Genomic DNA, 13323 nt, shown 5'->3' on the forward strand with positions numbered 1-13323 from the left:
TTGTTTAAAATTTTAATATTAAGTAATGGGCATGGAGAGGATCTATCTGGGAGTTTAATTGCTAAGCAATTCGTAAAAAGTGGTTATTCTGTTCACGCTTTGCCAATTGTTGGTAAAGGAAACCATTACGAAAAAGAAAAAATTAAGATTATTGGAAAAACTAAAGAATTTAGTACCGGAGGAATTGGCTATAATTCTTTTAAGGGAAGACTAACCGAGATATTTGGGGGAGAATTATTCTATCTTCTAAAAAGATTATATTTAACTTATAAAATAAGAAAAAAATATGATTACTTTTTTGTTGTTGGAGATATTGTTCCAGTTTTTTTTGCATGGATTTGTAAGAAAGATTTTTTTACATATCTAGTTGCTTATTCTAGTCATTATGAAGGGAAGTTAAAATTGCCATGGCCCTCTAAATTTTTCTTACTCTCAAAGAAGTCAAAAAAAATATATACCAGAGATTCCCTTACAGCAAATGATTTAACTTTTCAATTAAAGAAAAAAGTATCTTTTTTGGGAAATCCATTTATGGATAAGTTTTTTTCTAGAGATAAAAAACAAAATAAATCTGAATTTAGTATTGGATTATTTCCAGGTAGTAGATTCCCCGAGATGCTAGATAATTTTGTTTTGATTTTGGAGGTATTAGAGAAACTTTCAGATTTAAGATATTTTCAAAAAATTGAATTTAATTTTGCAATAGTTAATGCTTTATCTTCATCAAAAATAAAGGATATATTTAAAAATAGAAGATGGTTATATCTAGAAAAAATAAAAGAGAAGTATCTCTTGAAATTTAAATATAAATCTTTAGAAGTGAATATATATTGGAATAATTTTGACAAAATATTATTCAAAAGTAGATGCTGTATCAGTATGGCAGGAACGGCAACAGAGCAAGCGATTGGATTAGGTAAACCAGTTATCCAGATTGAGGGTAAAGGTCCACAATTTACAAAATCTTTTGCAGAAGCGCAAAGACGTTTGCTTGGAAAATATGTTTTTTGTGCCAGCAATTATAAAGATAAGAATGATCAAGTCAATCAGACAATAAAATTGATCGTACAAGTAATATATCTAATGAAGCTAAATAAGAAGTTTTTGATCACATGCAATGAAAATGCTAAAAAAAGACTAGGTGAAAACAAAGCTTGTCCTAGGATGGTTGAGGATATGAATATTGTTATAAAAAATGACTAAGGAAAATAATCAAAATAACTTTAAACAAATTATTGATAATTTGTTGTTAATAAACTTATTTACGGTGATTTTTTTTGCATTATTTTTTATTTTTGCAATCATCATGCAATTAAATGGGATATTTATTTTTATTAATTTTATTCATATAGTTTGGAATCCTATTGTAGTCCCATTAATAACAATTTTTATTATTGGTGCTTTAGTAAACGGTATTAATTCTTGGTGGAGGCGTAAATTGCTTTCTCAAGAAGAGGATATTTAAAATCATAATTTTTGAGTTTACTGCTTATTACTTTTTGTCCTTCTAATACAACTTTTGCTCCATCTCCCAACAATATTTTTAAAACTGCTCCAGGTACTGGAAGTAAATTAGGTCTATTCAGACATTTGCCTAAAGTCTGAGAAAAGTCTTTCATTAATACTGGATTTGGTGCAACAGCATTAAATACTCCTGCATACTTTTTATTAACTAATGCTTGGGTAATTAATGCACATAAATCACTTCTATGAATCCAACTCATCCATTGCTTACCATCTCCAATTGGTCCACCTAATCCAACTTTAAATATAGGGAGCATTTTTCCGAGTGCTCCACCATCTGCCTCTATTACAATTCCAATTCTAAAAATAACTAACCTTGAGAAAAATGGTTTTTCAGCAGCGACAGCTTCCCATTTTCTGCAAAGATTAGCTAAAAAGTCTTTTCCTCCAATACTATTTTCAGTGAATTCACAAGACAAACTTGTACCGTAATATCCTATTGCTGATCCATTTATGATGACTTTTGGGTTGATTTTGAAATTTTTAAGGGTCTTCATCATAAATTGAGTAGTCTTAATCCGACTATTTTCAATCTCCTGTTTTTGTGCAGAAGTCCATTTTTTTTCTGCTATGGGTTCTCCCATTAAGTTAATAATTCCCTCTATCTCTCTTAAAATATTTAGAAAATTTTCGTTATTCCAGTTTTTTTCTTGTGATAAATCTAATTGAAAAAATTTAAATTTATTGAAATTTAAATTTAGCTTTAATTGACTTATGGGTTTTCTACTAACAATATGTATTTCGTGATTCTCATTGAGCAGTGTTGGTACTAATTCTTTACCAACAAATCCAGTGCAGCCAAGTAGTAAAAGACGCATATTTCATAGATATTTCTCATTTAAGACTATTAAATTTTTTAGAAGTTTGTAATTATTATTCTCTTATCAATTTTTTTAAATATTTATCAAACAAGTTTTTGTATAATAAATTTCAAAATAACTTGGTTAACTTTATCATGACAGATTCAATTCCAATGAAACCTCTCAAGAAAGGAAGCTTGGTTTTTGTCGATAGGGAAAATTATATAAAAAGTATCGAGGCACTAGCCAGTGATAATGATCTACCTAATTATGTCTTTGAAGGTCCAGGAGAAATTCTTTCAGTCAAAGATGAATATGCTCAGGTTCGATGGCGCAGGCCTGTTCCAGATGTTTGGTTGAAATTAGATCAACTTAAAGAATATATTTAAGAAGTTTTATATTTAGAAATTTTTATATTTAAAAGTTTTTCTTTTTTTTCTCTATAGACATCTTTGATTGGATTCTTTTTGCTTCTTTGATCATTTCTTTACCACCAAATAAATAATCATCTACATATCCTTGTGTATATCTATCAAATTCTGATAGTGCCTCTTTAACTTGTGAAAAACAATGATACAGATCGAGGCCTAAAGCTGAAATAGAAATTGGAACAATTTTTTTATTATAAATTTTTTCAACTTTTTCTATTTTCTTTTGAGAAAGACTTATATAACTGCAAAAATTTTCCATTAGTTGATCATCATATGGATCTGCAGATAGTTCTTTTATTTCGTTGTTCAAAGGTTTAATTATTTGGCTAATTAATCTATTGATAGGAGTGAAAATTTCTTTAATCCATGTTTCAACTTCTTTATCTTTAATTGACGAATTATATTTTTTTGAATTAAATTTCTCTTCCCAATTTTCATTAAATGAATCAAATGATGAACTGGAAGAGAAAAAATTTCTATCATATTGTTCTTTTTTGATAGGGTCATTTAGTGTTTCCCAGGCATTTTGTATTGCAAGAAATCGTTCTTTTTTTCCGCCTGCATCAGGATGATGTTGCTTCACTAAAGAGCGATATGAAGATTTAATTTCACTTTTGGTTGCATTTTTTTTGAGGCCTAATTCTTCATATAAATTTTTTTCCATTTTTATAAATCAGTGATTAAAGATAACCATCTTTTCTGGCTTGAATTGAGGTATTCGATTCAAACATTGCTGTTGATAAATATCTTTCCCCAAAACTTGGAAGAATTACTATCAATCTTTTATTCATGAGTTCTTTCCTTTCCCCGATTTTTATTGTTGCTGCTAAAGCTGCACCACTGCTTACGCCTGATAAAAGACCTTCCAATCGAGCTAATAAACGCCCATAATAAAATGCTTCATCATCATCTATTTTTATAATTTCATCAATTAATTTAGTATTAAGAACTTTTGGCACGAACCCTGCTCCTATTCCTTGAATTGAATGAGAACCAGCTTTTTCTCCAGAAATCACAGCACTTTTTTTAGGCTCTACAGCATAAATTTTGCAATTTGGATTAACTTTTTTCAAAAAACGTGCGCAACCAGTAATTGTTCCTCCTGTACCTACTCCAGTAACTAGTCCATCTAAATTATTATTGGATTGAGACCAAATTTCTTGAGCTGTTGTTCTTTCATGAATATCTGGATTAGCAAAGTTTTCAAATTGATTAAATTGGTAACTATTTACAATGGTCGAAGACAATTCATTAGCCAAATCTAAAGCGCCTTTCATTCCTTCTTCCCCTGGGGTTAGCTGTAATTCAGCTCCATATGCTCTCAACATTGACCTTCTCTCAATACTCATTGTATCTGGCATAGTTAATATCAATTTATAGCCTTTAGCAGCAGCCACCATTGCTAATGCAATGCCAGTATTTCCACTTGTTGCTTCAATTAACGTTGTTTTATCTGGTGTTATCAATCCTTCTTCTTCCGCTTTACATAACATCGAATAAGCTATACGATCCTTCACGGATGCTGATGGATTAAAACTTTCTAGTTTGGCTATGATCTCTGGATAACAATTAAAGTACTTTCTTATTCGATTTAATTTAACTAAAGGGGTATTTCCAACCAGAGAAGTTATATCATTTGCTATTTCCATGAAATGATTATTTAAATTGCAAAAATAAATCTCCTATCCATATCTTAATTGTATTTAAAGATCTTTTATATAATTTTCTCAAAAGAATTTAATTTAAATAACTTTCTGCGTAAAAATATTTATTATTATAAAAGGTAGTTTTTATACTAATTATGTATTCGCTGGAACTCAGTCTGAGATATTCACCTTTTCCACTTTCAATTCAGAAGAAAGAATTTGAAGATGTTAAACGAATTTATGATGAAATAAAAAGTTCTATGAATGAGACTTTAGAATCCTCAAACTTGATTGAATTAAGGTGTGACAAAGTCCAAGATAAAGTAATTACTGTCAGGACTCAAGAAATTATTTCTGTACAGATGTATGAAAAATCATCAGTTGCAGGAGGAGCTAAAAGGCCAGGATTTTCTCTAAATATAGATTAGAAGAATTTAATGAGAGCTTCTTTTAAAAATGAAATACCTTATATAAAATTCAAAGATGTTTCTTTTGCATATCCCGGGAAAAAAGAGAATTTAATTTTTAAATGTAGCTTCTCAATAAAAAAACCTGGATTTTGGATGGTCGTAGGTAAAAACGGGAGCGGAAAAAGTACTCTTTTAAAATTAATTAATGGAATAATCAAACCCAAAAATGGCGTCATTGATTTAAAAGCAAATATTGGCATGGTGTTTCAAAACCCTGATCATCAAATATTGATGCCAAATTGCAGTAGTGAACTTCTAATAAATATTAATCAAAATTTAAGTAAAAATGAAATTAATAAAAAAATTGAATATGTGCTTGATCTGGTAGGAATGACTGGTTTTGAAAAAAGGCCAGTTCATACTTTAAGCGGTGGTCAAAAACAACGTCTTACTATTGCATGCGCTCTTATTAGTAATAGAGATTTTATTCTATTGGATGAACCGACAGCATTATTGGATCAAACCAGCCAATTAAAAGTTTTAAAAACTATTAAAAATCTAACAAGTGATCATAAAAAACCCTTAGCCGCCTTATGGATAACTCATCGTTATGAAGAATTAATTTATGCTGATGCAGTAGCTGAGTTGGAAAATGGTTTTTTATCTAGCTGGCAAGAACCATCAAAATTTCAATATAATTAACTTTTTTACTTGTCATAAGGCACTTTAAAGAGTTAAATTCATCTTATATTCCTCGGTAGCTCAGCGGTAGAGCGATCGACTGTTAATCGATTGGTCGCAGGTTCGAATCCCGCCCGGGGAGTTTATAAATTTCAAAAAGATATCTAAAGTCACCCTAATAAAGGTGACTTTTTATTTCTTTGAGCTCTTTTTTTAGAACAGTTATTAGAACAGTTGTTAGAACATTAACTAAATTCTTATATAGGCGAAAAAAGTTCATTGATTGACTATTATGTTTTTAAAATTAAGTCATATTTTTATTTTATATTTTGAGCTTTTAGGCCATTCAGCAAATTCTAGTCATCCCACATATCTTTTTTTTCTTGATCTAAATTATTTCTTCCTAATAATTCTATCCTTCGTTTTTGATAATCAATTTCTGTTTCAAGAGCGTTTTTCTCGTCAATGTATTTTGTTTGTATTTCTAATATAACTATCTCAAATTGTTCTCCAAAAAAATCTGACATCTCTCTCCATGCTTCCATTTCTTCTTCTTTGTCAATAGTGTCATTTATTTGATGAGAAATAATTTCTAGTACATATTGTTTAAGCTCTTGATGACTCATCGATTCAACTTTTTTTTGAATGTAAAGTTCTTTCAGTTTTTCTAGTTGTTTTTTTGATAGATCAGAATAGATAAATGACTTTTTTTTCATAAATACTTAATTTTTTATAAATATAGACAAAATGATTAGTTTAAACATTCAGAAGAAATCAAAAATCGTAAACTCAATTAAAGCCTTTTTGAGAGTCAAGAATCACTATATTAATTTAATTTTTAATTACTAACTATGGTAATCCAAATTAGATATTTTCTTTAAATCATGTCATCAATTTTTTATAATATTCCTCTGATTATTAAGAAAAAGTAAATAGAATCGAAAGAAATTGTAAAATTTATACTTTTAAAAAACTCGCAATTTCTCCCTAATTCACTGTCATTATTGAGTTAATTGATAAATCTGATTGATAAAATTGTTTACACTAATTCAGCAATCTTCATAAATTCTTGAGAGAATCATAATACTAAAACTTAACTTTAATTTAATAGTTCATAGATATGAAAATTTCAATCCTGTTAATTGAAGATGATCGTGATATGCGTGATTTGGTTGCTAGGCATTTAGAGCACTCTGGTTTCGATGTTCAAAAAGCTGAGGATGGTATTAAAGGACAAGCATTAGCTCTTCAATACTCCCCGGATTTAATTCTCTTGGATCTTATGTTGCCAAGTGTTGATGGATTAACTTTATGTCAGCGACTAAGAAGAGATGAAAGAACATCAAATATCCCAATTATGATGATAACTGCGTTAGGTGGCCTTAAAGATAAAGTGACTGGGTTTAATTCTGGAGCAGATGATTACATTACTAAACCATTTGATCTAGAAGAATTACATGTACGTATAAAAGCATTATTAAGAAGAAGTAATAGAGCACAATTGAATTCTAGTAACCAGCAAGAAATCTTAAATTATGGTCCATTAACCCTTGTTCCGGAAAGATTTGAAGCTATCTGGTTTGAATCTCCCGTTAGATTAACTCATCTTGAATTTGAATTGCTTCACTGTCTTTTGCAGAGGCATGGTCAAACTGTATCGCCAGCACTAATACTTAAAGAAGTATGGGGATATGAACCAGATGATGATATTGAGACAATAAGAGTCCATATTAGACACTTACGAACTAAGCTGGAACCTGATCCTCGTAAGCCTCTTTATATAAAAACTGTATATGGTGCTGGATATTGTCTCGAGTTACCTATTGGTTCTCAAGTGGAAACTGCTAGGCAAGAGTTTATTCATGCAAGAAATCCTGACTTGATAAATTCTGCAGTAGATTAATCTAATAAATTTTCCATTGAAATTTTTAAAAAAGCTATTTCCCATGCCAACCTTGGTTGTATGTTTTTTCTTAAGAGGTATTTTAAATTTTCAAGTTTTTTAATTAAACTAATATTTTTTGTTTTTCTCCACCAAATTGTTTGAATTAAATTTACTAAACAAATCTGTTGAGAAATTTCTAATTTTTCAGATATTAATTTAGATATTTCTAATATTTCCAGACTATTTTTAATTGGAGAATCCAATTTACTTATAATTTCATCTGAAAAATCATTCCAAATTTCAATATTTTTCAATAATTGATTTGGAGATCCATTCGCAGAGTTTATTAAATCTTCAAATTTTAATTTTGTATTTATCTTTAATTTAGAAGTATCTAAATATTCTTTTAAAATTGACTTTATTTGCTTACTAGAAATAGATCGAAATCTGACGATTTGACATCTTGAAATGATCGTATCTAAAAGAAGGTTTAATTTAGATGTTAGTAAAATAAAAATTCCGTTACTAGGTTCTTCTAAGGTTTTTAAAAGGCAATTTGAGGCTGCTTCGTTTAGTAGGTGTGCATCAATAATCAATACAATTTTTTTTTCTGAGTTTATTGATTTTTGACTAAGAAAAGTTTTGATATTACGTATTTGAGCAATTTTAATAATCTCAGATCCACTTTTTATTTTTTTTTCAAGATCGAAACTTCCTGAACTTTTTGTTAGCAAAAGAGAATCAGGTTCAATAATTAAAAAATCAGGATGGTTATTGTTTGCAATTCTCTCTTCAACATTTTCGCTCGGTGAAGACTGTTTGAAAATTTCTTTTATAAATTGAAGAGCAGTTTGCTTTTTGCCTAATCCTTCAGCACCATAAAATATATAACCATTAGCCAATGATTTGTTTTTAATTATGCTCTTAAGAAAGGTATTGGCTTCTTCATTCAAGAAGAAATTATTTTTTTTAAACTCAATCATTTTTTTTAGAAAAATTCTTTAGCAAAGTCTCTTTAATTTGATTAGAAATAGTTTTAATATTTTGTGAAGCAGATATTACTTTCCAGTTTTTTTGTTTGGCAATTAGTTTGAAGCCTTCATTTACTTTTTCTAAAAATCTAATACCTTCTGATTCTATTCTGTCTGGAATTTCATTTTTTCTTCGGAATAAGCTCTCTTCTGGAGAAATTTCTAAGAAGAAAGTGAGATCTGGAGATACTCCTTGACAAACAATAGATTCAATATTTTTGATTATTTCTAAATTTATATTTCTTCCATAACCTTGATAAGCCAGTGTGGAATCAGAAAATCTATCACTTATTACCCAATCATTGTTATTTAAAGCAGGTGAAATAATTTTGGAAACGTGTTCAGCTCTATCTGCTGAATAAAGCAATAATTCTGCAAGAGATGAAGGTTTGTTATTTTCATTATTATCAAGAATCAGTCCTCTAAGTTTTTTTCCTAAAAGACTGCCCCCAGGTTCTCTAGTTGTGATTAATTTAGACCCTTTCTTTATTAGACCACTATTAGGAAGCCATTTAGATAGTTCATCTATTTGGGTAGTTTTACCACATCCATCAATACCCTCAATAACGATAAATTTTCCTTTCATTTAATCCAAAGATAAAGCATTAATTACTACTGTAATAGAGCTAATAGCCATCAATAATGCTGCTATTGAGGGAGTAAGAAGAATACCGTATTTAGGGAATAAAATGCCGGCTGCTAATGGTATAGCTAGTAAGTTGTAACCAAAAGCCCATGTTAGATTTTGCTTTATTTTTCTTATAGTTTTTTTGGCAAGATTTAAAGCGTAGGGTAATCCATTTAGTTGATCTCCCATCAATACTACATCTGCATTTGCCTTGGCTATTTGAGTTCCTGATCCCACCGCAATTCCTAAGTCAGAAGATGCTAAGGCTGGGACATCATTAATACCATCACCAATCATTGCTACTTTATTATCAATTTTTAAATTTTCTATAGTCTTTAGCTTCATTTCAGGAAGAAGATCCCATTTTACTTCACTTTCTTTAAAACCAATTTTTTTTGCTAAAGCTAAAACTGTTTGTTTCCTATCTCCACTTAAAATATTAATTTTAAATTTGTTTTTTCTTAAATTTTGCACTGTTTTAATTGAATCATCTCTGAGTAAATCTCCTAGGAAGATAAAGCCCAATAACTTATCTTTTATACTTACTCCAATAATAGTGTTCGTTTTTGTCTCTTCATTTTCAATTACTTTTTTGGCATCACTATCAATGATTGTTCCTTTACTTAGTAGCCATTCAATATTTCCAATATTAATAGGTCCATCAATTGATTCTAGTTCTCCAGAAATACCTCGGCCTGAATGAGTGATAATTTTTTTTATTGGAAATAAACTTAAATTTTGTTTTTTTGCTTCTTGAATCAACGCATCTGCTATTGGATGTCTGCTTTCCTTTTCTAAGCTGGCAGCTATTCTTAATAAAAAAGAATGATCATCATAATTTTTATAATCTACGATGAATGGCTTACCTCTTGTTAATGTACCTGTCTTGTCAAAAATAATGTGATTAATTTTTGAAGCCATCTCTATTTTGTCCCCGCCTTTAAATAAAACGCCCTTTTTTGCTGCTTTACCTGATGCGACAGTTATTACAGTTGGGGTGGCTAAACCTAATGCACAAGGACAAGCTATTACTAAAACAGCAATTGACAATTGTATTGCTAAACTAAGAAAATTCTCAGCATTACTACCAAGCGAACTATGAAGTGTATGGCTTGAGTGAGTTATGAGTTGATGATTATGACTTAATAAATCTGGCCAAATGTTTCTTGCCCCCTTCCACCAAAAGAAGAAAGTTAAGGTAGCAAAAATAAGGACAAAGTAGGTAAATTTGCCTGCAATTTCATCGGCAATTCTTTGAATGCGAGGTTTTCTAGCGTTTACAGACTCAATAAGATTTACTAGTTTTGCAAGAGAAGAATCCCCTCCGACCTTTTGAACTTTAAGTCTAAGAGTTGAATTAAGATTTAAAGACCCACTAGATAGACTTTCGCCTTCTTTTACCTCGATAGGTTTGGATTCGCCAGTGATATGTGAAACATCAATATACGAATTACCTTGAGTAACAATGCAGTCAGCAGGCACTCTGTCTCCAGCTAAAACTTGAATCTCTTGATTTGGTCTTAAAGTGTTTACTCTTATTGATTTTATTTGATTATCTTCTGTGTAGATATTTGCCATTTCAGGTTGAAGATCTAATAACTCTCCAATAGATGAACCAGTTTGGTATCTTGCTCTTTCCTCTAAGAAACGCCCAATCAATATGAAGCCTAACAGCATAACTGGTTCATTAAAAAAACAAGGAAAACCAGTGTCAGGAAACATTAAGGATAGAAGACTTGTTATATACGCGCTAGTTACTCCAAGAGCTACTAGAGAATCCATATCAGGACGGTTCTTAAAAAATGATTTAAAACCATTAATAATTATTCCTCTTCCAGGAAATAATAGAGCTAATGTTGCTAATGAAGCGTGAAAAAATATATTACCTAATATCGGAAAATTTATATATCTTCCTTCTGCTAGATGACCTAAACCTGAAAATAATAAAAGTAATAAAGCAAAAGTTAGTTTTTTCCATTGATTATTCCAGCTCTTTTTTTTTTCTAATTCTGCTTTATTTATTTTTTTTGAAAAATCATTTATGTAAATCTTTGATGGGAAACCATTTTCTTTTAGATTTTCGAGAACTGCTTCTAGTTCTATATGTTTCTGGGTAATTTCAAAATATGCACTTTCAGTTAGTAAGTTAACAGAAACATTTTCAATACCATCAGAATTTTTTAATATTTTTTCAACAGTGCTCACACAACCTCCGCACTTCATTCCTGTAATGCTTAATTGAATGCTTTCCATATTTTTCGCGATTGAAGCAAATTAATGCTCTGCCTATTTTTTAATTATAATAATAATTGTAATAGACTTTTTAAATAGTTATTTTTTAAATTACTATATTAATTTTATTAGTTTTAGAGCGGTGCCTAGTAATCAAAACAGAGACAATTTTATTGATAAAGCTTTTACTGTAATTGCTGAATCTATTGTAAAAATAATGCCTATTGCAGAGAAAGAAAAAAAGGCATATATCTATTACAGAGATGGCTTAGCCGCACAAAATAATGGGGATTATTCGGAAGCATTAGAGTATTACAAAGAGAGTTTATTGCTTGAAGAAAATAAAATTGATAGGGGTGAGACTTTAAAAAATATGGCAATAATATATATGAGTAACGGAGAAGAGGATTTGTCTATTGAAACTTATGAAAAAGCACTAGTAGAAAATCCTAAACAGCCATCATGCCTCAAAAATATAGGTTTAATTTATGAAAAAAGGGGAAGATATGCTGAGCAAAATGGTGATTTAGATCAGAGAGATATTTGGTTTGATAAAGCTGCTGAAGTCTGGTCTAAAGCAGTTAGGTTATATCCAGGTGGGTATCTAGATATTGAGAATTGGTTGAAAAACTCAGGCAGAAGCTCAATTGATATGTACCTTTGATTTTTTTATTTTGATAAAGAATAATCAACTGCTTCTTTAATATTGGATATCTCTTTGATATTTATTAATTCTTGAAAATTATTATTTAGTTCCTCCTCTAGTTTTGGCACTACGATATTTTTAATTCCTAGTCTTACAGCTTCTTCTATCTTTATCCGGAGGTTATTCGATTTTCTAACTTGACCGCTCAAACCCAATTCCCCAATAAATGAGGTACTAGCCAAAGGAGGAATATTTTTCAAACTCGATAAAATTGATATTGCTACACCTAAGTCAGATGAGGGATCATTAATTTCAAAACCTCCACCAGTAGCTACATAACAATCAAACTCAGATAATTTTATCCCTACGTGTTTTTCAATGACAGCAAGAATTTGATGCAATCTATTTATGCTTATTCCAGTTGTAGTTCGTCTTGGGTTACTGTAGAAAGTTTTATTTACCAGTGCTTGTATATCAACTGCTAATGGCCGAGTGCCTTCATTTGTAATCGTAGTTGTTACACCTGAAATATTTTCTTTATTTGTAAAAATTGAACTTGGGTTTTTTATCTCACGTAAACCCTCTTCAAGCATTTCAAAAATTCCAATTTCAAAGGTCGATCCAAATCGATTTTTTATACTTCTTAGTAATCTATGAGATGAAATCTTATCTCCTTCAAAGTTTATTACTGTATCAACTAAATGTTCTAGAGTTTTAGGGCCAGCTAAAGCACCATCTTTAGTTACATGACCAATTATTAGAAGCGCTATATTATTATCTTTGGCTAGATTTTGCAACTCAGAAGAACATTCTCTAACTTGAGAAACAGATCCTGGAGAACTTTGCATTTCATGATTATGGATGGCTTGAATACTATCAATAATTGCGAAGCTTGGATTGACACATTTGATCTCTTCAATAATTAAAGATAAATTAGTTTCTGCAAAAATTTTTAAATCAATACTATTTTGATTTAATCTTTCCCATCTAATTTTTACTTGTTCTAGGGATTCTTCAGCAGTTATGTATAACACTTTTTCATTGAGAGATATTTTCCCTGCTGATTGAAGAACTAATGTGCTTTTACCTATACCTGGTTCTCCTCCGAGTAAAACAACAGATCCAGGTACAATTCCACCTCCAAGAACTCGATCGAATTCCCTAAAACCACTCGAAAATCTTAATATTTTTTTTGATGAGATCTCATGAAACGGTATAGATTTTTTACTATTTTTTTTCTCTTGATATTTAGAGGTCTTACTTTTTATTTCTTCAACAATGGAATTCCATGAGTTGCAATTAAGGCATTTCCCAAAGTATTGAGAAGTTTCGGCTCCGCAATTTTGACAAATAAAAGTCGATAATTTGCTAGACATTTAGTCTCAAAAAAAAAATAATGGATTCAAAAT

At 30.1% G+C, this 13323-nt stretch carries 15 protein-coding genes and 1 tRNA gene; 8 read left to right on the forward strand and 8 right to left on the reverse strand.

The genetic code is table 11. The features are described from left to right. Positions 1–1203 (forward strand): hypothetical protein, encoded by a 1203-nt coding sequence (locus tag JJ844_04300; GenBank protein ID MBO6974898.1) that lies wholly within the window; start codon positions 1–3, stop codon positions 1201–1203. Then, complete coding sequence (locus tag JJ844_04305) at positions 1196–1465, forward strand: hypothetical protein (GenBank protein MBO6974899.1); 270 nt, start codon at positions 1196–1198, stop codon at positions 1463–1465. Before JJ844_04300 ends, JJ844_04305 begins: the two co-directional genes overlap by 8 nt. Here JJ844_04305 and JJ844_04310 read toward each other — a convergent pair. Continuing rightward, positions 1416–2342, reverse strand: a complete 927-nt coding sequence (locus tag JJ844_04310) for a TIGR01777 family oxidoreductase (protein ID MBO6974900.1) — start codon at positions 2340–2342, stop codon at positions 1416–1418. The genes JJ844_04305 and JJ844_04310 overlap by 50 nt on opposite strands. 137 nt (positions 2343–2479) lie before the next feature. Between JJ844_04310 and JJ844_04315 the strand changes: the two genes are divergently transcribed. Further along, complete coding sequence (locus JJ844_04315; protein ID MBO6974901.1) at positions 2480–2713, forward strand: NAD(P)H-quinone oxidoreductase subunit O; 234 nt, start codon at positions 2480–2482, stop codon at positions 2711–2713. 28 nt (positions 2714–2741) lie between these two features. On the opposite strand, the gene JJ844_04320 is transcribed toward JJ844_04315, so the two are convergent. Continuing rightward, on the reverse strand, positions 2742–3419 hold the full coding sequence (locus JJ844_04320) for a DnaJ domain-containing protein (protein ID MBO6974902.1): 678 nt from the start codon (positions 3417–3419) through the stop codon (positions 2742–2744). 16 nt (positions 3420–3435) lie between these two features. Beyond that, a complete protein-coding gene (cysK, locus tag JJ844_04325; GenBank protein MBO6974903.1) occupies positions 3436–4404 on the reverse strand; it encodes a cysteine synthase A in 969 nt (322 codons plus the stop codon). 152 nt (positions 4405–4556) lie between these two features. On the opposite strand from cysK, the gene JJ844_04330 reads away from it, so the two are divergent. The 3 genes from JJ844_04330 to JJ844_04340 all read left to right on the forward strand — a co-directional run bounded on the left by JJ844_04330 (position 4557) and on the right by JJ844_04340 (position 5634). Continuing rightward, positions 4557–4829: a hypothetical protein gene (locus JJ844_04330; GenBank protein MBO6974904.1), complete on the forward strand. Its 273-nt coding sequence runs from the start codon at positions 4557–4559 to the stop codon at positions 4827–4829. Between the two features lie 9 nt (positions 4830–4838). Next, positions 4839–5513, forward strand: a complete 675-nt coding sequence (locus JJ844_04335; GenBank protein MBO6974905.1) for an ABC transporter ATP-binding protein — start codon at positions 4839–4841, stop codon at positions 5511–5513. Positions 5514–5562: 49 nt separating this feature from the next. Beyond that, a tRNA-Asn gene (locus JJ844_04340) sits at positions 5563–5634 on the forward strand. Positions 5635–5848: 214 nt separating this feature from the next. Here the strand turns inward: JJ844_04340 and JJ844_04345 are convergent. Then, complete coding sequence (locus JJ844_04345; GenBank protein MBO6974906.1) at positions 5849–6208, reverse strand: hypothetical protein; 360 nt, start codon at positions 6206–6208, stop codon at positions 5849–5851. A 404-nt stretch (positions 6209–6612) separates the two neighbouring features. On the opposite strand from JJ844_04345, the gene JJ844_04350 reads away from it, so the two are divergent. Further along, positions 6613–7395: a response regulator transcription factor gene (locus JJ844_04350; protein MBO6974907.1), complete on the forward strand. Its 783-nt coding sequence runs from the start codon at positions 6613–6615 to the stop codon at positions 7393–7395. Here JJ844_04350 and JJ844_04355 read toward each other — a convergent pair. The 3 genes from JJ844_04355 to JJ844_04365 are packed head-to-tail and all read right to left on the reverse strand — an operon-like array spanning position 7392 to position 11289. Continuing rightward, complete coding sequence (locus tag JJ844_04355) at positions 7392–8360, reverse strand: DNA polymerase III subunit delta' (protein MBO6974908.1); 969 nt, start codon at positions 8358–8360, stop codon at positions 7392–7394. The genes JJ844_04350 and JJ844_04355 overlap by 4 nt on opposite strands. Continuing rightward, positions 8353–8994 carry a dTMP kinase gene (locus tag JJ844_04360; protein MBO6974909.1) on the reverse strand — a complete coding sequence of 214 codons (642 nt, stop codon included), beginning with the start codon at positions 8992–8994 and terminating at the stop codon, positions 8353–8355. The genes JJ844_04355 and JJ844_04360 overlap by 8 nt, the downstream gene beginning before the upstream one ends. Then, the gene (locus JJ844_04365; GenBank protein ID MBO6974910.1) at positions 8995–11289 is read right to left on the reverse strand and encodes a cation-translocating P-type ATPase; all 2295 of its coding nucleotides are present in this window, start codon (positions 11287–11289) and stop codon (positions 8995–8997) included. A 121-nt stretch (positions 11290–11410) separates the two neighbouring features. On the opposite strand from JJ844_04365, the gene JJ844_04370 reads away from it, so the two are divergent. Further along, positions 11411–11932 carry a photosystem I assembly protein Ycf3 gene (locus tag JJ844_04370; protein ID MBO6974911.1) on the forward strand — a complete coding sequence of 174 codons (522 nt, stop codon included), beginning with the start codon at positions 11411–11413 and terminating at the stop codon, positions 11930–11932. A gap of 5 nt (positions 11933–11937) precedes the next feature. On the opposite strand, the gene radA is transcribed toward JJ844_04370, so the two are convergent. Further along, entirely contained in the window at positions 11938–13290 is a 1353-nt protein-coding gene (gene radA, locus JJ844_04375) for a DNA repair protein RadA (GenBank protein MBO6974912.1), read from the reverse strand. Between the last annotated feature and the right edge of the window lie 33 nt (positions 13291–13323).

The organism is Prochlorococcus marinus CUG1435, assembly GCA_017644375.1.
Lineage (GTDB): Bacteria > Cyanobacteriota > Cyanobacteriia > PCC-6307 > Cyanobiaceae > Prochlorococcus_A > Prochlorococcus_A marinus_AH.

Coding starts and splice junctions, on each gene's coding strand:
- JJ844_04305 (MBO6974899.1), top strand. CDS start 1,196: ATGACTAAGGAAAATAATCAAAATAACTTTAAACAAATTATTGATAAT.
- JJ844_04310 (MBO6974900.1), bottom strand. CDS start 2,342: ATGCGTCTTTTACTACTTGGCTGCACTGGATTTGTTGGTAAAGAATTA.
- JJ844_04315 (MBO6974901.1), top strand. CDS start 2,480: ATGACAGATTCAATTCCAATGAAACCTCTCAAGAAAGGAAGCTTGGTT.
- JJ844_04320 (MBO6974902.1), bottom strand. CDS start 3,419: ATGGAAAAAAATTTATATGAAGAATTAGGCCTCAAAAAAAATGCAACC.
- cysK (MBO6974903.1), bottom strand. CDS start 4,404: ATGGAAATAGCAAATGATATAACTTCTCTGGTTGGAAATACCCCTTTA.
- JJ844_04330 (MBO6974904.1), top strand. CDS start 4,557: ATGTATTCGCTGGAACTCAGTCTGAGATATTCACCTTTTCCACTTTCA.
- JJ844_04335 (MBO6974905.1), top strand. CDS start 4,839: ATGAGAGCTTCTTTTAAAAATGAAATACCTTATATAAAATTCAAAGAT.
- JJ844_04345 (MBO6974906.1), bottom strand. CDS start 6,208: ATGAAAAAAAAGTCATTTATCTATTCTGATCTATCAAAAAAACAACTA.
- JJ844_04350 (MBO6974907.1), top strand. CDS start 6,613: ATGAAAATTTCAATCCTGTTAATTGAAGATGATCGTGATATGCGTGAT.
- JJ844_04355 (MBO6974908.1), bottom strand. CDS start 8,360: ATGATTGAGTTTAAAAAAAATAATTTCTTCTTGAATGAAGAAGCCAAT.
- JJ844_04360 (MBO6974909.1), bottom strand. CDS start 8,994: ATGAAAGGAAAATTTATCGTTATTGAGGGTATTGATGGATGTGGTAAA.
- JJ844_04365 (MBO6974910.1), bottom strand. CDS start 11,289: ATGGAAAGCATTCAATTAAGCATTACAGGAATGAAGTGCGGAGGTTGT.
- radA (MBO6974912.1), bottom strand. CDS start 13,290: ATGTCTAGCAAATTATCGACTTTTATTTGTCAAAATTGCGGAGCCGAA.